The following is a 16149-nucleotide window of genomic DNA, read 5'->3' on the forward strand; positions in this document are numbered from 1 at the left end:
TCTTCCAAGGTGAAGGCCGCGATTGCACAGGTCCTGAAGGACGAAGGCTACATCGACGGCTTCGAAGTGAAGACCGAAGCCGGCAAGTCCGAACTCGTCATCACGCTGAAGTACTACGCTGGCCGCCCGGTCATCGAGCGTATCGAACGTGTGAGCCGCCCCGGCCTGCGCGTCTACAAGGCCAGCGCAGCCATCCCGCAAGTCCAGAACGGCCTCGGCGTTGCGATCGTCACGACCCCCCAGGGCGTGATGACCGACCGCAAGGCCCGCGCTACCGGTGTCGGTGGCGAAGTTCTGTGCTACGTCGCCTAACCGAGACATCGAGGAGTTACTGAAATGTCCCGAGTAGGAAAAATGCCGATCACCATCCCCGCAGGCGTGGATGTGTCGATCAAGGAAGACCAGATCAGCGTCAAGGGCACGGGCGGCACGCTCAATCTTGCACGCAACCCCCTGGTCAAGGTCGTCAGCAATGACGGCAAGCTGAACTTCGAACCGGCCAACGAATCGCGTGAAGCGAATGCGATGAGCGGCACGATCCGTCAGCTGGTGAACAACATGGTGGTTGGCGTGACCAAGGGCTTCGAGAAGAAGCTCAATCTGGTCGGCGTCGGCTACAAGGCCGCAGCGTCCAACAACAAGTTGAACCTGCAAGTCGGTTATTCGCACCCGGTCAACATCGAAATGCCCCAGGGCATCACGGTGGCCACCGCGACCCCGACCGAAATCGTGATCAAGGGTGCTGACCGTCAGCGCGTTGGTCAAATCGCCGCTGAGATCCGCGCTGTTCGTCCGCCTGAGCCTTACAAGGGCAAGGGCATCCGTTATTCGGACGAGAAGATCGTGATCAAAGAGACCAAGAAGAAGTAAGGGGCAGCAAAATGATGTTGACCAAAAAAGCACAGCGTCTTCGCCGCTCGCGCCAGACCCGCATTCGCATCGCGACGCAGGGCGTGGCCCGTCTGACGGTGAACCGCACCAACCTGCACATCTATGCCACCGTCATCTCCGACGACGGCACCAAGGTGATCGCAACCGCATCGACGGCCGAAGCCGAAGTGCGTACCTCGCTCGGCGGTTCGGGCAAGGGCGGCAATGCCGCTGCAGCCACCGCCGTCGGCAAGCGCATCGCTGAAAAGGCGAAGGCAGCCGGCGTCGAGAAGGTCGCCTTCGACCGCGCAGGTTTTGCGTACCACGGCCGCGTCAAGGCGCTGGCCGAGGCGGCTCGCGAAGCCGGTCTGCAGTTCTAACCGGACACGAGATTCAAAATGGCAAAGATTCAAGCAAGAACGCAGAACGAAGGCCCTGAAGACGGTTTGCGCGAGAAGATGATCGCGATCAACCGCGTCACCAAGGTGGTGAAGGGTGGTCGTATCCTCGGTTTCGCAGCACTGACCGTCGTGGGCGACGGCGACGGCCGCGTCGGCATGGGCAAGGGCAAGTCCAAGGAAGTGCCTGCTGCCGTGCAGAAGGCGATGGAAGAAGCCCGCCGCAACCTGGCCAAGATCTCGATCAAGAACGGCACGCTGCATCACCGCGTGACGGGTCACCATGGCGCCGCTTCGGTCGTCATGATCCCCGCCCCGAAGGGTACCGGCATCATCGCCGGCGGCCCGATGCGCGCCGTGTTCGAAGTCATGGGCATCACCGACATCGTGGCCAAGAGCCATGGTTCGTCGAACCCCTACAACATGGTTCGCGCCACGCTCGACGGGTTGAAGAACTCGACGACCGCGTCCGCAGTGGCTGCCAAGCGTGGCCTGACCGTCGAAGAAATCTTCGCTTAAGCGCAAGCCGAAAGAAGCATTCAAATGACGACGCAACAACAAACCCTCAAGGTGCAATTGGTCAAGAGCCCGATTGGCACCAAGGAATCGCATCGCGCGACCGTGCGTGGCCTCGGCCTGCGCAAGCTCAACAGCGTGAGCGAGCTGCAAGACACCCCGGCGGTGCGCGGCATGATCAACAAGATCAGTTATCTGGTCAAAGTTCTGTAAGAGAGACTGATATGGAACTCAATGGCATCAAGCCGGCAGCCGGCGCCAAGCACGCCAAGCGCCGCGTTGGCCGCGGTATCGGCTCGGGCATCGGCAAGACCGCAGGTCGCGGTCACAAGGGCCAGAAGTCGCGCGCTGGTGGCTTCCACAAGGTTGGTTTCGAAGGCGGCCAGATGCCGCTGCAACGTCGCCTGCCCAAGCGTGGTTTCAAGTCGCACCTGCTGAAGTTCAACGCCGAAGTCACGCTGACTGCCCTCGAGCAGCTCGGCCTGGCCGAAGTGGATGTCCTGGCACTCAAGCAAGCCGGCCTCGTGGGCCAGCTCGCCAAGGTCGTCAAGATCGTCAAGACCGGTGAACTCACCAAGGCCGTCAAGCTGACGGGCGTGGGTGCAACGGCTGGCGCCAAGGCTGCGATCGAAGCAGCTGGCGGCAGCGTCGCCTGATCACCATCGGACTGAAAGAAGTTCTTCGTGGCAACTAACGCGGCAACGATCGCAAAAACAGGCAAGTTCGGCGACCTCCGTCGTCGGCTCGTCTTTTTGCTGCTCGCGCTCGTGGTCTACCGGATTGGCGCGCACATCCCTGTGCCGGGTATCAACCCGGACCAGCTGGCGGCGCTCTTCCAGGGCCAGCAGGGCGGCATTCTGAGCCTGTTCAACATGTTCTCGGGCGGGGCGCTGTCGCGCTTCACCGTGTTCGCGTTGGGGATCATGCCGTACATCTCGGCGTCGATCATCATGCAGCTGATGACCTACGTGCTTCCGACCTTCGAGCAATTGAAGAAGGAAGGCGAGGCTGGCCGCCGCAAGATCACGCAGTACACGCGCTATGGCGCGCTCGGTCTGGCCCTGTTCCAGTCGTTCAGCATCGCAGTGGCCCTCGAATCGTCGGCCGGTCTGGTGATCGCCCCTGGTTTCGGCTTCCGCCTGACCGCCATGGTGAGCCTGACGGCAGGTTCGATGTTCCTGATGTGGCTCGGCGAGCAGATCACCGAACGCGGCTTGGGCAACGGCATCTCGATCCTGATCTTTGCGGGCATCGCGGCAGGTCTGCCGAGCGCCGTTGCAGGTCTGGGCTCGCTGGTGACCACCGGTGCGATGAACCCGATCGTTGCGCTCTTCATCATCGCGGTGGTGGTCCTGGTGACCTACTTCGTGGTGTTCGTCGAACGCGGCCAGCGCAAGATCCTCGTGAACTATGCGCGGCGCCAGGTCGGCAACAAGGTATATGGCGGCCAATCGTCGCACCTGCCCTTGAAGCTGAACATGGCCGGTGTGATTCCGCCGATCTTCGCCTCTTCGATCATCCTGCTGCCCGCAACGGTGGTCGGCTGGTTCAGTACCGGTGAAGGTGGTTTCCGCTGGATCAAGGACATTGCCGGCGCGCTGCGTCCGGGCGAGCCGATCTACGTGCTGCTGTACGCTGCCGCGATCGTTTTCTTCTGCTTCTTCTACACGGCACTCGTGTTCAACAGCAAGGAAACGGCCGACAACCTGAAGAAGAGTGGTGCATTCATTCCTGGCATTCGCCCGGGTGACCAGACCGCTCGCTATATCGACAAGATTCTGGTTCGCCTGACGTTGGCCGGCGCGGTGTACATCACCTTCGTCTGCCTGCTGCCCGAGTTCCTGATCCTGAAGTACAACGTGCCGTTCTACTTCGGTGGTACCTCCCTGCTGATCATCGTGGTCGTCACGATGGACTTCATGGCCCAGGTGCAAAACTACATGATGTCCCAGCAGTACGAATCGCTGCTGAAGAAGGCGAACTTCAAGACATCGTAGGGCTGTGAGTTTCAGTATTGAGTCCGGGCGGTAGACCGCCACGTTAAACAGTTTTAGGAGAATGAAATGAGAGTTTCGGCTTCGGTCAAAACCATCTGCCGTAATTGCAAGGTCATCCGCCGTAAAGGTGTGGTGCGTGTGATTTGCACCGACCCGCGCCACAAGCAGCGCCAGGGTTGATTGAAGAGTATTAGAGGACGCACATGGCACGTATTGCTGGCATCAACATCCCGCCGCACAAGCACGCTGAAATCGGCCTGACCGCCATTTTCGGTATCGGTCGCACCCGCGCCCGTCAAATCTGCGAAGCGAGCGGCATCGAATATTCCAAGAAGATCAAGGATCTGACCGACGCCGATCTCGAGAAGATCCGCGATCAGATCGCTCTGTTCACGATCGAAGGCGATCTGCGTCGCGAGACGACGATGAACATCAAGCGTTTGATGGACATCGGCTGCTATCGCGGCTTCCGTCACCGTCGCGGCCTGCCGATGCGCGGCCAGCGCACGCGCACCAATGCCCGCACCCGCAAGGGTCCGCGCAAGGCTGCGCAGTCCCTGAAGAAATAAGGATAGACCAGCATGGCTAAAGCACCTGCAAACAACGCCGCACAGCGCGTTCGCAAGAAGGTTCGCAAGAACGTTGCGGACGGTATCGCCCACGTGCATGCCTCGTTCAACAACACCATCATCACGATCACCGATCGCCAGGGCAACGCCCTGTCGTGGGCTTCGTCGGGTGGCCAGGGCTTCAAGGGCTCGCGCAAGTCGACCCCGTTCGCTGCGCAGGTCGCTTCCGAAGTGGCCGGCCGTGCTGCTGTCGAACAAGGTATCAAGAACCTCGACGTCGAGATCAAGGGCCCGGGCCCCGGTCGCGAATCGTCGGTGCGCGCACTGGCTGCGCTCGGCATCCGGATCAATTCCATTGCCGACGTGACGCCCGTTCCGCACAACGGCTGCCGTCCCCAGAAGCGTCGCCGCATCTGATCGTCAGTCCGCAAGGCGCAGCCAGCTTTCGAGCGGCTGCGCATTTGTTTTTTAACTAAGCCCACCGCCATCCGCGTCCCGCTGATGGCTCCCGCAGGCAACTGCGGCAGATGACACAAAGGAATACTCGTGGCACGCTACCTCGGCCCCAAGGCCAAACTTTCCCGCCGTGAAGGCACCGACCTGTTCCTGAAGAGCGCCCGTCGTTCGATTCAAGACAAGGCCAAGTTCGATTCCAAGCCCGGCCAGCACGGCCGCACTTCGGGTCAGCGCACGTCGGACTACGGCCTGCAACTGCGCGAAAAGCAGAAGGTCAAGCGCATGTACGGCGTGCTGGAAAAGCAATTCCGCCGCTACTTCGAAGAAGCCGATCGCCGCCGTGGCAACACCGGCGCCAACCTGCTGTTCATCCTCGAATCGCGCCTGGACAACGTCGTCTACCGCATGGGCTTCGGCTCGACCCGCGCTGAAGCACGTCAGCTCGTGTCGCACAAGGCGATCACGGTGAACGGTCAGTCGGTCAACATCCCGTCGTACCTGGTCAAGACCGGCGACGTGATCGCCGTGCGCGACAAGTCCAAGAAGCAGAACCGCATTGTCGAAGCGCTTCAACTCGCCCAGCAAGTCGGTATTCCGGCATGGGTCGATGTGAACGCCGACAAGGCCGAAGGCACGTTCAAGAAGGTGCCCGATCGCGACGAATTCGCAGCCGACATCAACGAATCGCTGATCGTCGAACTCTATTCGCGTTGATTTTTTTGTTCCCGCACACCTGGCGTGTGCGGGCAACAAGTTTTTGTTGTTCACGTTCCTGCCCCGTGCTTTGTTGCGGGTCAGGTGCTTCACCAGCCTTACCGGTGTAACGAGCCGGGGGTATTGAGAGGAAGTCTGCATGCAAACCACCCTGCTGAAACCCAAGACCATTCAGGTCGAGCAACTTGCCGCCAACAAGGCCAAGGTGACGCTCGAGCCTTTCGAGCGCGGCTACGGCCACACGCTCGGCAACGCGCTGCGTCGCGTTCTGCTGTCGTCCATGGTCGGCTACTCGGCCACCGAAGTCACGATCGCTGGCGTTCTGCATGAGTACTCGTCGATCGACGGCGTGCAGGAAGATGTCGTCAACATCCTTCTGAACCTCAAGGGCGTGGTGTTCAAGCTCCACAACCGCGACGAAGTCACGCTGAGCCTGCGCAAGGACGGCGAAGGCCCGGTCCTCGCATCGGACATCCAGACGCCGCACGACGTCGAGATCATCAATCCTGACCACGTGATCGCGCACCTGTCGCAAGGCGGCAAGCTCGACATGCAGATCAAGGTCGAAAAGGGTCGCGGCTACGTGCCCGGCACGATGCGCCGCTATGCCGACGAGCCGACCAAGTCGATTGGCCGCATCGTTCTGGACGCGTCGTTCTCGCCCGTCAAGCGCGTGAGCTACACGGTCGAAAGCGCCCGCGTCGAACAGCGTACCGACCTGGACAAGCTCCTGGTCGAGATCGAAACCAACGGTGCCATCACCGCTGAAGATGCGGTTCGCGCCTCGGCTAAAATCCTGGTCGAACAGCTGGCGGTGTTCGCACAACTCGAAGGCGGCGAACTGGCTGCATTCGATGCACCGGCACCGCGCAGCGCACAGCAATTCGATCCGATCCTGCTGCGCCCTGTCGACGAGCTCGAGCTCACCGTGCGTTCGGCCAACTGCCTGAAGGCCGAGAACATCTACTACATCGGTGACCTGATCCAGCGCACCGAGAACGAGCTGCTCAAGACCCCGAACCTGGGTCGCAAGTCGCTCAACGAAATCAAGGAAGTCCTCGCTTCGCGCGGCCTGACCTTGGGTATGAAGCTCGAAAGCTGGCCGCCGGCCGGTCTCGACAAGCGTTGATTTTTGTTTTTTGAATTGAGCCCCTGAGGGCTCGTGCCCGGGCAGTACCTGATACGGCTGCCTGTTTAATAAAGTAAAGGAAAAGCACCATGCGTCACGGACACGGACTTCGCAAACTCAACCGCACCAGCTCGCACCGCCTTGCGATGCTGCAGAACATGATGAATTCGCTCATCGAGCACGAAGTCATCAAGACCACGGTCCCCAAGGCCAAGGAACTGCGCCGCGTCATCGAACCGATGATCACGCTCGCCAAGAAGCCCACGCTCGCCAACAAGCGCCTGGCCTTCGACCGCCTGCGCGACCGCGACAGCGTCGTCAAGCTCTTCGCCGATCTGGGCCCGCGTTTCGCGGCACGTCCGGGCGGCTATACGCGCATCCTGAAGATGGGTTTCCGCGTTGGCGACAATGCACCCATGGCCCTCGTCGAACTGGTCGACCGTCCTGAAATTAAAGAAGCAGATGCCGACCAAGGCGCTGCAGAATAAGTTATAATTCCATCTTGCCGCGCGATGGAGCAGCCTGGTAGCTCGTTGGGCTCATAACCCAAAGGTCGCAAGTTCAAATCTTGCTCGCGCAACCAATTTAAAAGGCCCTTTGAATTTCAAAGGGCCTTTTTTCTTTGGCCGGAAAATTGAATGAACCAAGCCCTCGCAATGAGGGCTTTTTTATGTCCCGGATTTCCCCGATTTCTCAGCCGTGCCAAGCCGAGCAGCGAATCACGCTGCAGAAATTGCCGCGGTGGAAGTGCGGCTCCTTGTCCGCAATCACATCGGCCTTCACGTTGCCGAAGGTGGTCTCCGGCTTGTGTTTGATGCCGTCGTAGAAGGCCTGGATGATGTCCTCCTTGAAGTGTTCGGTGCGCGGGTGTACATGCACGACCTGCGTGCGCTCGGCCTCGCTGTACTCCGGGTAAGTCAGGCCCAGCACGTCCATCTCGACCCCAGCCGTCACCAGCGCCACCACCGGGTCCATGTGCTGCGGAATCCCCGGCGTCGTGTGCAGCGCGATCGCCGTCCAGACCAGGTCGACATCCTGCTGCGAGATCCCGTGGCCGCGCAGGAAATCGCGCGCCACATTGGCCCCATCGACCTCGAAGCGCTCGTTCGCGCTGCTGTGCGCCTTCACCAGCCCCATGTCGTGGAACATCGCGCCCGCGTAGAGCAGCTCCGGATCGAACGTGAGGCCGCGGCGCTTGCCGGCCAGCGCGCCGAAGTAATAGACCCGGCTGGAGTGGTGAAACAGCAGCGAGGGCACCGTGTCGCGAACCACTTCGGTGATCTCGCGCGCGAGCTTGCTGTCGGGGATGCGGACCCCGTCGATCGTCGTCGTCAAAGCCATGTGGATTTCTCCTGTGAGTGTGAGAACAACTTTAGGAGTCGGCTACAGTGTCTTCAATGGACGTGAGGCGGCAAATTCTGCCATTGCGTCCCCGAAAGAGACACGGAGAACAGCCATGCCCACCACGAAGACCATCGCGATCCTCGCCATGCCCGGCGTCCAGCTGCTGGACGTCTCCGGCCCGCTCGACGTGTTCGCCGAGGCGAACGTGCAGGCGCGCACCGAGGCCTACCGGCTGCGCGTCATCGCCAGCCAGCCCGGCACGATCCGCAGTTCATCGGGCGTTCGGCTCATGCCCGACGCTGTCATCGGCGAAGACATCGACGAGCCGATCCACACGCTCCTGGTGGCCGGCACGCCGCATGCCGCGAGCGCGGCGACCAACCTTGACGTCACCGCGTGGCTCCGCAAGCTCACGCCCAAGGCGCGCCGGTTCGGCTCGGTCTGCAGCGGCGCCTTCGTGCTGGCGCAAGCGGGGTTGCTCAATGGCCGGCGGGTCACCACACACTGGGCGGTGGCCGATCAGTTGGCACAAGCTTTCCCCGCAGTGCAGGTCGATGCCGATGCCATCCATGTGCGCGACGGGCGACTGCGCACCGCCGCCGGCGTGACCGCGGGCCTGGACCTGTCGCTCGCGCTCGTCGAGGAAGATCTCGGCCGAGAGGTCGCCATGAAAGTCGCCGCCCAGCTCGTGATGTTCTTCAAGCGCCCGGGCGGCCAGATGCAGTTCAGCCGCAAGGGCGAAGCCGCGCCCACGGGCAGATCGGCTTTGCAGGAAGTTCAGCGCTGGATCGCGGCGAACCCCGCGGAAGACCACAGCGTCGCCCACCTGGCCGGGCGCATGAGCCTGAGCCCTCGCCACTTCGCGCGGCTCTTCACGCAAGAGGTCGGCGCGACACCCGCAGCCTGGGTCGAGGGCATTCGAGTTTCCGCCGCACGGCGCCTGCTCGAGGCCGGGGATGCCGCGCCGAAACAGGTGGCGGCCCAATGCGGATTCGCCGATGCCGACACCTTGCGGCGCGCGTTCCAGCGCCAGGTCGGCATCACGCCGGCGGAGTACCGCAAGCGCTACGCGCACGCCGTCGGCTGACGGCATGGCGAAAAGAAACGATCAGTCCGGAATGACCGCCGTGACCTCGATCTCGACCTTCGCGCGGTGCTCGACCAGCGCCGCCACCTGCACGCAGGTCATCGCCGGAAAGTTGCGCCCCATCGCATCGCGATAGACCGGGCCCAGCTCGGCCAAGCGGCGGCTGTACTCGTCGCGGTCCGTCACGTACCAGGTCATGCGCACCATGTGCTCCGGGCCCGCGCCGCCCGCGCGCAGCACCTCGGCGATGTTGCGCAGCGCCAGGCCGCACTGGTCGATGAAGTCGTCCGACTCGAACTGCTGCTGCGCATTCCAGCCGATCTGTCCGCCGATGAACAGCATCGTGCCGCGCGCGGCGACACCGTTCGCATAGCCCTTGGGGGGCAGCCAGCCTTCGGGCTGCAGGAGTTTGTTCATCATGATGTGGTGCCGTTGAGTTGTCTCAGTTTGAATCGCTGGAGCTTGCCGGTTTCCGTGCGCGGCAACACCGCCACGAACTCGATCTCCCGCGGGTATTTGAAGGGCGCGATGCTGGCCTTCACATGGTCCTGCAGCGCCTTCACGAGCGCCGCATCGCCTTCGTTGCCGGGCTTGAGCACGCAGAAGGCCTTCACGATCATCCCGCGGTCCGCATCGGGCTTGCCGATCACGCCGCACTCGGCCACCGCGGGGTGCTTGAGCAGCGCATCCTCGACTTCCGGGCCACCGACGTTGTAGCCGGCGGTGATGATCATGTCGTCGGCGCGCGCCTGGTAGAAGAAGTAGCCGTCGTCGTCCTGCACGAACGAGTCGCCGGGGTAGTTCCAGCCGTTCTTCACGTAGTCGGCCTGGCGTGGATCGTCCAGATAGCGGCAGCCGACCGGCCCCTGCAGCGCGAGCTTGCCGACGGTGCCATGCGGCACTTCGTTGCCCTTGTCGTCCACCACCTTCGCGGTGAAGCCGGGCACCGCCTTGCCGACCGCGCCCTTGCGCACGTCGGCGCCCGCGGCGGAAATGTAGATGTGGAACACCTCGGTGCCGCCGATGCCGTCGAGCATCTCGATGCCGGTGGCGTCCTTCCAGAGCTGGCGCGTCGCATCGGGCAGGGCCTCGCCCGCGCTCACGCTGATGCGCAGGCTCGGCATGCCGTGCTGCTTCACGAACGGCGCCATCTGGCGGTAGAACGTGGGTGCCGTGTAGCAGAGGGTCGCGCCGACTTCGTTGATGAGCTTGACCAGCCCCTCGGGCGTGAACGGCGCATCGGCGAAATACACCGAAGCGCCAGCCCACATCGGGAACACCAGCAGCCCGCCGAGCCCGAAGGTGAAGGCCAGCGGCGGCGAGCCCACCACGATGTCGTCGCTGCGCGCCTTGAGCACGTGGCGCGGCCAGGTCTCGCACATCGCGAGCACGTCGCGGTGCGTGGTGACGGGTGCCTTGGGCTTGCCCGTGGTGCCCGACGTGAACGCAAGCAGCGCGATGTCGTCGGCCGCCGTGGGGCATGCGGTGAACACGCCGCTCTTGCCGGCCGCGCGCGCGGAGAGCGACTCCGCCGCATCGGGCTTGTTGAATGCGATCACCGTCGCAAGCACCGGATGCTCTTTCTGCGCGGTCACCAATTCATCGAGCAGGCGGCCGTCGCACAGCGCGGCCACGGGCTGCGCTTTCTCGATGATGTCGCCGAGTTCCTTCGCGCGCAGCAGCGGCATCGTCGCCACCGCGATCAATCCGGCCTTCACCACAGCGAGCCACGCGAGCGCCATCGCCACCGAGTTGCCGCCGCGCAGCAGCACGCGGTTGCCGGGCACGAGCCCAAGGTCTTCGGTCAGCACCTGCGCGATGCGGTTGACCTCGACGGCGGCCTGCCTGTACGTGAGCGTGCCGGCCGGCGAGCGCAGCATCGGCTTGTCGCCGAAGCCCTTGGCATCTGCCTTGTCCAGCAGCTCCTCCACGAGGTTCAGCTGGTCGGGCAACTGCAGCTCGGGCAGGTCATAGCGAAACACCGGCAACTGCGCGGCAGGCGGCAGGCGGTCGTGAACGAAGCGGTCGACTTGGGCAGACACGGTATTTATCCCCGCAGAACGGATTTGCCAATGATCAGTTGTTGGACTTCCGTCGCGCCTTCGTAGATGCGCAGCGAACGGATGTCGCGGTAGAGGCTTTCAATCTTCGTGCCAACCTTCACGCCGAGACCGCCGTGCATCTGCAGCGCCATGTCGATCACGCGGCTCGCGTTTTCGGTGGCGCACATCTTGGCCATTGCGGCGGCTGCGGACACATCGCCCACCGCCGCTGCCCCGCGCTGCTCGGCGTCGTCGCGCATCCATGCGGCGCGGTAGGTCAGCAGTGCAGCGCTGTCGATCAGCGCGGCCATCTCGCCGAGCTTGGCCTGCGTGAGCTGGAAGTCCGCGAGCGTCTGGCCGAACATGCGGCGGTTCTTCGCGTGCGAGATGGCTTCGGCGAGCGCGCGACGGCCCATGCCGAGTGCCGCGGCCGCGACCGATGCACGGAAGATGTCGAGCGTGCGCATCGCGAGCTTGAAGCCGCCGTTCAGCTCGCCCAACTGCGCGGTGCGCGGCACGACGCAGTTCTCGAAGCGCAGCGTAGCGAGCGGGTGCGGCGCCATCACGTCGATGTGCTCGGAGGTATCCAGGCCGGGCGTCGTCGCATCGACGATGAACACCGTGATGCCGCGCGTGCCGCCCGTCGGATCGGTCTTCGCAAACACGCAATAGAAGTCGGCGATGCCACCGTTGCTGATCCAGGTCTTCGTACCGTTCAGCAGCCAGCCATCGGCCGTGGGTTCGGCGCGCATGGCCATCGCGGCCACGTCCGAGCCCGCATCGGGTTCGCTCAATGCGAAGGCCGCGATCTTCTCGCCCTTGCCGACCGCAGTCAGATACTGAGATTGCTGCTCCGGCGTGCCCGCGAGCGTGATCGCGCCGCTGCCCAGCCCCTGCATCGCGAAGGCGAAGTCGGCCAGCGGCGAGTGGTAGCCGAGCGTCTCGCGCAGCAGCACCAGCGCGCGCGAATCGAGGCGCTCCAGCGCACCGCCTGCACTGCCGGGCACCGCGTAGCGCAGCCAGCCGCCATCGCCCAGGCGGCGCACCCATTCGCGGCAGGCCGCGCGGTCGTCGCGCTCGTCGATCTCCTGTTCTGCGCACCACGGCAGCAGGTCGCGTGCGAGCGCGCGATGCGCTTCGTCGAAGAAGGGCAGCGCGAGGTGCGCGGTCGAAGGCGGCGCGGGAATCTTCGTCATCATGGCTTCAGTCCCCACCGAACACGGGTTTGCGCTTGGCCGCGAAGGCTTCGTAGGCGCGCTTGAAGTCCTCGGTCTGCATGCAGATCGCCTGCGCCTGCGCTTCGGCCTCGATCGCCTGGTCGATGCTCATCGACCATTCCTGCGCGAGCATCGTCTTGGTCATGCCGTGCGCGAAGCTCGGGCCTTCGGCCAGTTCGCGCGCCATCTTGGTGGCGGCTTCGAGCAGCGCATCGCTTTCGTGCAGCGCGTTGAAGAAGCCCCACGCGTGGCCTTCCTGCGCCGTCATCGCGCGGCCCGTGAAGAGCAGTTCCGACGCACGGCCCTGGCCGATCACGCGCGGCAGCAGTGCGCATGCGCCCATGTCCGCGCCGGCCAGGCCCACGCGGGTGAAGAGGAACGCGGTGCGCGTGGCCGGCGAGCCGTAGCGCAGGTCGCAGGCCAGCGCGATCATCGCGCCGGCACCGGCGCACACGCCGTCGATGGCACCCACGATCGGCTGCGGGCAGGCGCGGATCGCCTTCACCAGGTCGCCCGTCATGCGCGTGAACTCGAGCAGCTCGGGCATGCGCATGCCCGTGAGCGGTCCGATGATCTCGTGCACGTCGCCGCCCGAGCAGAAGTTGCCGCCCGCGCCGGTGACGACGATCGCCTTCACGTCGGTCGCGTAGTTCAACGCGCGGAACAGGTCGCGCAGCTCGGCGTACGAATCGAAGGTCAGCGGGTTCTTGCGCTCGGGGCGGTTCAGCGTGACGGTGCCGACGCCGGCCTCGTAGCTCCATGCAAAGTGCTCGGCCTTGTAGGCTGCCTTCGCCTCGAACTGGGCGCGCATGGGATTGCCTGCGCCGATGTAGTGCTTCATGGGGTCTCCGCCATCGATTGGTTGTGTGAGTGTTGCTTCACCTTGCCGAGCAGCTTGTGCAGCTGCGCGATCTCCTTGCTGCTGAGGCCCGCGAAGGCCTCGACGATCCAGTCTTCGTGCTGCTGCGCCATCTCGTGAAAGAGCTTGCGGCCGCGCGCGGTGAGCCGCACGCGCCAGGCGCGCCGGTCGCCTTCGACGTTGATGCGCTCGACCACGCCTTCGGTCACCAGCTGGTCGGTGATGCCGGTGACGTTGCCGCCCGTCACCATCATCCGCCGCGAGAGCTCGTTCATCTTCAGGCCCTCGGGCGAGCGCTCCAGTTGCGACATCAGGTCGAAGCGCGGCAGCGTGGTGGCGAACTGCGAGCGCAACTCGTTGCGCACCTGCTTCTCGATCAACTGGGTGCAGGTGAGCAACCGCAGCCAGAGCCGCAAGGCTTCGGGATGTTCGCTGTGCGCGCGCGCTTCGAGGTCCATGTCAGTGTGTCTCCTCGGGGTTCGGCGCGGCGGCCATCGCGGCATTCGCCGCGGCGATCTGCTGCTGCTTGGCGATCTCGCGGTACATCTGGTCGCGGCCGCTCAGGTATTGCTTGGGCCAGTCGACATCGCGGCTCTGCAGCTTGGCCGCTTCGTGCAGCGTCCATGCGGGGTCCGCGAGGTGCGGGCGCGCGATGGCGCAGAGGTCCGCGCGGCCGGCCGCGATGATGCTGTTGGCCTGGTCCGCCTCGGTGATCGCGCCCACCGCGATGGTCGCGATGCCGACCTCGTTGCGGATGCGGTCGGAGAACGGCGTCTGGTACATGCGGCCATACACCGGCTTGGCGGCGCGCGTGGTCTGGCCCGACGACACGTCGATGAAATCGGCGCCGGCTCCCTTGAAGAGCCGCGCGACGATGACTGCGTCCGCATCGGTGTTGCCGCCGGGCGCCCAGTCGTGCGCGGAGATGCGCACGCTCATCGGCTTGTCCTCGGGCCACACGGCGCGCATCGCGCGGAACACTTCGAGCGGATAGCGGCAGCGCGCTTCGATGTCGCCGCCGTACTCGTCGGTGCGCTGGTTGGTCAGCGGGCTGATGAAGGCCGACAGCAGGTAGCCGTGCGCGCAGTGCAGCTCGAGCCAGTCGAAGCCGCACTCGACGGCGCGGCGGGTCGAATCGACGAACTGGTCGCGCAGCGTGTCCATCTCGGCGCGCGTGATGGCGGCGGGCAGCTGGTTGTGTTCGCCATAGGGCAGCGCGCTTGCGCCGAGCACCGGCCAGTTGCCGTCTTCGAGCGGCTCGTCGGTGCCTTCCCAGCCCACGCGCGTGGAGCCCTTGGGGCCGCTGTGGCCGAGCTGCATCGCGATCTTCGCGCTCGACTGCGTGTGCACGAAATCGACGATGCGCTTGAAGGCTGCTTGCTGCGCGTCGTTGTAGAGGCCGGTGCAGGCCGGCGTGATGCGGCCTTCGGGCGTCGGGCTCGTCATTTCGACGAACACCATCGCGGCGCCGCCGAGCGCGCGCGCGCCCAGATGCACCAGCAAAAAGTCTTGCGGCACGCCGTCGACCGCGCTGTAGGTGGCCATCGGCGAGACCAGGATGCGGTTCTTCAGCGTGAGGCCGCGCACCTTGTAGGGCATGAGCATCGGCGCCATCGCCTTGCCGCCCGCGAGCCACTGCTCGTAGCCGCCGAGCCATTGCGTGTCGCGCACGCGCAGGTTCTCGTGGCTGATGCGCTGCGAGCGGGTGAGCAGCGAATAGGCGAACTGCTCGATCTGCATGCCGGTGTAGCGCGGCACGTTCTCGAACCATTCGGTGGAGTTGCGCGCGGCGTTCTGGATTTTCAGCACCTCGACGCTGCGGCGTGCCTCATAGCCTTCGAGCACATGGTCGAGCGTGCCGCCCTGCTCGAACTCGTTCGCGAGGTCGATCGCGTCTTCCAGCGCGAGCTTGGTGCCCGAGCCGATCGAGAAGTGCGCCGTGTGCGCCGCGTCGCCCATCAGCACCACGGGCACCGAGCGGCCTTCGACGTCGATGCGGTGCGTCCAGCGTTCGCACACCACGCGCGGAAAGCGGATCCAGTTGGCCGAGCCGCGCAGGTGCGTGGCGTTGCTGATGAGCGCGTGGCCGCCCAGGTATTTGGCGAACAGCTTCTCGCAGAAGGCGACGGCCTCGGGCTGCTCCATCTGGTCCAGGCCGTGGGCCTTCCACACCGCCTCTGGCGTCTCGACGATGAAGGTCGAGGTCTTGTCGTCGAACTGGTAGGCGTGCGCCTGGAACCAGCCGTGCTCGGTCTCTTCGAAGGCGAAGGTGAAGGCGTCGAAGGTCTGGTGCGTGCCCAGCCACACGAAGCGGCAGTTGCGCAGGTCCACGTCGGGCTTGAACACATCGGCGTAGCGCTGGCGGATGCGGCTGTTGAGGCCGTCGCTCGCGATCACGAGGTCGGCCTTGTACTGCGCGGCGATCGCCTGGTCGTCGGTGGCGTCGGTCTCGAACACCAGGTCCACGCCCAGCGCGAGGCAGCGTTCCTGCAGGATGTTCAACAGGCGCTTGCGCCCGATGCCGCAGAAGCCGTGGCCGCCCGAGCGCACCTGGCGGCCCTTGAAGAAGACCTGGATGTCGTCCCAGTGATGGAACTCGTTGCCGATCAGCGCCGCGGTGTCGGCATCGGCGGCCCGGAGGTTGCCCAGCGTCTGGTCGCTCAGCACCACGCCCCAGCCGAAGGTGTCGAAGGGCCGGTTGCGCTCCACCACCGTGATCTGCAACGCGGGGTTGCGCGCCTTCATCAACAGGGCGAAATACAGGCCTGCCGGCCCACCGCCGATGCACAGGATGCGTTGGAGGTCCGCGGCGGGAGCGGGTTTGACCGGGCTGAGGCTGTTCATGGTTGAATAGTTTAGACATAAACAATCTGCTGTCAATGCTGGTTTCGTAACGGGCCCCGGGATGCCGGCGCGGGGAGGGATGCAAACACTTGCAAAAATCAATACCA

21 protein-coding genes and 1 tRNA gene are annotated in these 16149 nt (G+C 64.2%); 15 read left to right on the forward strand and 7 right to left on the reverse strand.

All coding sequences use genetic code 11. From position 1 onward, the window contains the following. The 14 genes from rpsH to JC881_RS31560 form a co-directional block, all read left to right on the forward strand. A partial coding sequence (rpsH, locus tag JC881_RS31495) for a 30S ribosomal protein S8 (RefSeq protein WP_198789693.1) occupies positions 1 to 312 on the forward strand: 312 nt, incomplete at its 5' end. 24 nt (positions 313 to 336) lie between these two features. Then, entirely contained in the window at positions 337 to 870 is a 534-nt protein-coding gene (rplF, locus tag JC881_RS31500; RefSeq protein WP_198789694.1) for a 50S ribosomal protein L6, read from the forward strand. Between the two features lie 14 nt (positions 871 to 884). Beyond that, complete coding sequence (gene rplR, locus JC881_RS31505) at positions 885 to 1250, forward strand: 50S ribosomal protein L18 (protein ID WP_042672913.1); 366 nt, start codon at positions 885 to 887, stop codon at positions 1248 to 1250. 18 nt (positions 1251 to 1268) lie between these two features. Beyond that, positions 1269 to 1787, forward strand: coding sequence for a 30S ribosomal protein S5 (gene rpsE, locus JC881_RS31510; protein WP_198789695.1), 519 nt, complete (start codon positions 1269 to 1271; stop codon positions 1785 to 1787). A gap of 24 nt (positions 1788 to 1811) precedes the next feature. Continuing rightward, entirely contained in the window at positions 1812 to 1997 is a 186-nt protein-coding gene (gene rpmD / locus JC881_RS31515; protein WP_009124818.1) for a 50S ribosomal protein L30, read from the forward strand. A gap of 11 nt (positions 1998 to 2008) precedes the next feature. Next, positions 2009 to 2440 carry a 50S ribosomal protein L15 gene (gene rplO, locus JC881_RS31520; RefSeq protein ID WP_042577479.1) on the forward strand — a complete coding sequence of 144 codons (432 nt, stop codon included), beginning with the start codon at positions 2009 to 2011 and terminating at the stop codon, positions 2438 to 2440. 27 nt (positions 2441 to 2467) lie between these two features. After that, positions 2468 to 3781, forward strand: a complete 1314-nt coding sequence (gene secY, locus JC881_RS31525) for a preprotein translocase subunit SecY (protein ID WP_042577480.1) — start codon at positions 2468 to 2470, stop codon at positions 3779 to 3781. Positions 3782 to 3847: 66 nt separating this feature from the next. Beyond that, a complete protein-coding gene (gene rpmJ, locus JC881_RS31530; protein ID WP_013544106.1) occupies positions 3848 to 3961 on the forward strand; it encodes a 50S ribosomal protein L36 in 114 nt (37 codons plus the stop codon). A 23-nt stretch (positions 3962 to 3984) separates the two neighbouring features. Continuing rightward, the gene (gene rpsM, locus JC881_RS31535; RefSeq protein ID WP_013544105.1) at positions 3985 to 4350 is read left to right on the forward strand and encodes a 30S ribosomal protein S13; all 366 of its coding nucleotides are present in this window, start codon (positions 3985 to 3987) and stop codon (positions 4348 to 4350) included. A 12-nt stretch (positions 4351 to 4362) separates the two neighbouring features. Beyond that, entirely contained in the window at positions 4363 to 4767 is a 405-nt protein-coding gene (gene rpsK, locus JC881_RS31540) for a 30S ribosomal protein S11 (RefSeq protein WP_009124825.1), read from the forward strand. A gap of 129 nt (positions 4768 to 4896) precedes the next feature. Continuing rightward, on the forward strand, positions 4897 to 5520 hold the full coding sequence (rpsD, locus tag JC881_RS31545) for a 30S ribosomal protein S4 (RefSeq protein WP_009124826.1): 624 nt from the start codon (positions 4897 to 4899) through the stop codon (positions 5518 to 5520). A gap of 139 nt (positions 5521 to 5659) precedes the next feature. Then, positions 5660 to 6649, forward strand: a complete 990-nt coding sequence (locus tag JC881_RS31550; protein ID WP_009124827.1) for a DNA-directed RNA polymerase subunit alpha — start codon at positions 5660 to 5662, stop codon at positions 6647 to 6649. Positions 6650 to 6738: 89 nt separating this feature from the next. Next, positions 6739 to 7137: a 50S ribosomal protein L17 gene (gene rplQ / locus JC881_RS31555; protein ID WP_093436362.1), complete on the forward strand. Its 399-nt coding sequence runs from the start codon at positions 6739 to 6741 to the stop codon at positions 7135 to 7137. An 18-nt stretch (positions 7138 to 7155) separates the two neighbouring features. Further along, a tRNA-Met gene (locus JC881_RS31560) sits at positions 7156 to 7232 on the forward strand. A 110-nt stretch (positions 7233 to 7342) separates the two neighbouring features. Here JC881_RS31560 and JC881_RS31565 read toward each other — a convergent pair. Next, a complete protein-coding gene (locus JC881_RS31565) occupies positions 7343 to 7990 on the reverse strand; it encodes an HD domain-containing protein (RefSeq protein WP_443083384.1) in 648 nt (215 codons plus the stop codon). 115 nt (positions 7991 to 8105) lie between these two features. Here JC881_RS31565 and JC881_RS31570 point away from each other — a divergent pair, with 115 nt between their 5' ends. Further along, the gene (locus tag JC881_RS31570) at positions 8106 to 9080 is read left to right on the forward strand and encodes a GlxA family transcriptional regulator (protein ID WP_198789696.1); all 975 of its coding nucleotides are present in this window, start codon (positions 8106 to 8108) and stop codon (positions 9078 to 9080) included. A gap of 21 nt (positions 9081 to 9101) precedes the next feature. Here JC881_RS31570 and JC881_RS31575 read toward each other — a convergent pair whose 3' ends face one another. The 6 genes from JC881_RS31575 to JC881_RS31600 are packed head-to-tail and all read right to left on the reverse strand — an operon-like array spanning position 9102 to position 16042. Continuing rightward, on the reverse strand, positions 9102 to 9500 hold the full coding sequence (locus JC881_RS31575) for a RidA family protein (RefSeq protein ID WP_198789697.1): 399 nt from the start codon (positions 9498 to 9500) through the stop codon (positions 9102 to 9104). Then, positions 9497 to 11122, reverse strand: a complete 1626-nt coding sequence (locus JC881_RS31580; protein WP_198789698.1) for an AMP-binding protein — start codon at positions 11120 to 11122, stop codon at positions 9497 to 9499. The genes JC881_RS31575 and JC881_RS31580 overlap by 4 nt, the downstream gene beginning before the upstream one ends. 5 nt (positions 11123 to 11127) lie before the next feature. Next, positions 11128 to 12321, reverse strand: a complete 1194-nt coding sequence (locus tag JC881_RS31585) for an acyl-CoA dehydrogenase family protein (RefSeq protein ID WP_198789699.1) — start codon at positions 12319 to 12321, stop codon at positions 11128 to 11130. Positions 12322 to 12325: 4 nt separating this feature from the next. Beyond that, positions 12326 to 13180, reverse strand: a complete 855-nt coding sequence (locus tag JC881_RS31590) for an enoyl-CoA hydratase family protein (protein ID WP_198789700.1) — start codon at positions 13178 to 13180, stop codon at positions 12326 to 12328. Beyond that, positions 13177 to 13656, reverse strand: a complete 480-nt coding sequence (locus JC881_RS31595) for a MarR family winged helix-turn-helix transcriptional regulator (RefSeq protein WP_198789701.1) — start codon at positions 13654 to 13656, stop codon at positions 13177 to 13179. Before JC881_RS31595 ends, JC881_RS31590 begins: the two co-directional genes overlap by 4 nt. Position 13657: 1 nt before the next feature. Next, complete coding sequence (locus tag JC881_RS31600; RefSeq protein WP_198789702.1) at positions 13658 to 16042, reverse strand: bifunctional salicylyl-CoA 5-hydroxylase/oxidoreductase; 2385 nt, start codon at positions 16040 to 16042, stop codon at positions 13658 to 13660. Positions 16043 to 16149: the final 107 nt, after the last annotated feature.

The sequence above is a fragment of the Variovorax sp. IB41 genome, from assembly GCF_016405905.1.
GTDB lineage: Bacteria > Pseudomonadota > Gammaproteobacteria > Burkholderiales > Burkholderiaceae_C > Variovorax.

Bases quoted from the DNA above. Each gene is read 5' to 3' on its own strand.
- rplF (WP_198789694.1), top strand. From the start codon at position 337: ATGTCCCGAGTAGGAAAAATGCCGATCACCATCCCCGCAGGCGTGGAT.
- rplR (WP_042672913.1), top strand. From the start codon at position 885: ATGTTGACCAAAAAAGCACAGCGTCTTCGCCGCTCGCGCCAGACCCGC.
- rpsE (WP_198789695.1), top strand. From the start codon at position 1,269: ATGGCAAAGATTCAAGCAAGAACGCAGAACGAAGGCCCTGAAGACGGT.
- rpmD (WP_009124818.1), top strand. From the start codon at position 1,812: ATGACGACGCAACAACAAACCCTCAAGGTGCAATTGGTCAAGAGCCCG.
- rplO (WP_042577479.1), top strand. From the start codon at position 2,009: ATGGAACTCAATGGCATCAAGCCGGCAGCCGGCGCCAAGCACGCCAAG.
- rpmJ (WP_013544106.1), top strand. From the start codon at position 3,848: ATGAGAGTTTCGGCTTCGGTCAAAACCATCTGCCGTAATTGCAAGGTC.
- rpsM (WP_013544105.1), top strand. From the start codon at position 3,985: ATGGCACGTATTGCTGGCATCAACATCCCGCCGCACAAGCACGCTGAA.
- rpsK (WP_009124825.1), top strand. From the start codon at position 4,363: ATGGCTAAAGCACCTGCAAACAACGCCGCACAGCGCGTTCGCAAGAAG.
- JC881_RS31550 (WP_009124827.1), top strand. From the start codon at position 5,660: ATGCAAACCACCCTGCTGAAACCCAAGACCATTCAGGTCGAGCAACTT.
- rplQ (WP_093436362.1), top strand. From the start codon at position 6,739: ATGCGTCACGGACACGGACTTCGCAAACTCAACCGCACCAGCTCGCAC.
- JC881_RS31565 (WP_443083384.1), bottom strand. From the start codon at position 7,990: ATGGCTTTGACGACGACGATCGACGGGGTCCGCATCCCCGACAGCAAG.
- JC881_RS31570 (WP_198789696.1), top strand. From the start codon at position 8,106: ATGCCCACCACGAAGACCATCGCGATCCTCGCCATGCCCGGCGTCCAG.
- JC881_RS31575 (WP_198789697.1), bottom strand. From the start codon at position 9,500: ATGATGAACAAACTCCTGCAGCCCGAAGGCTGGCTGCCCCCCAAGGGC.
- JC881_RS31585 (WP_198789699.1), bottom strand. From the start codon at position 12,321: ATGATGACGAAGATTCCCGCGCCGCCTTCGACCGCGCACCTCGCGCTG.
- JC881_RS31590 (WP_198789700.1), bottom strand. From the start codon at position 13,180: ATGAAGCACTACATCGGCGCAGGCAATCCCATGCGCGCCCAGTTCGAG.
- JC881_RS31595 (WP_198789701.1), bottom strand. From the start codon at position 13,656: ATGGACCTCGAAGCGCGCGCGCACAGCGAACATCCCGAAGCCTTGCGG.
- JC881_RS31600 (WP_198789702.1), bottom strand. From the start codon at position 16,042: ATGAACAGCCTCAGCCCGGTCAAACCCGCTCCCGCCGCGGACCTCCAA.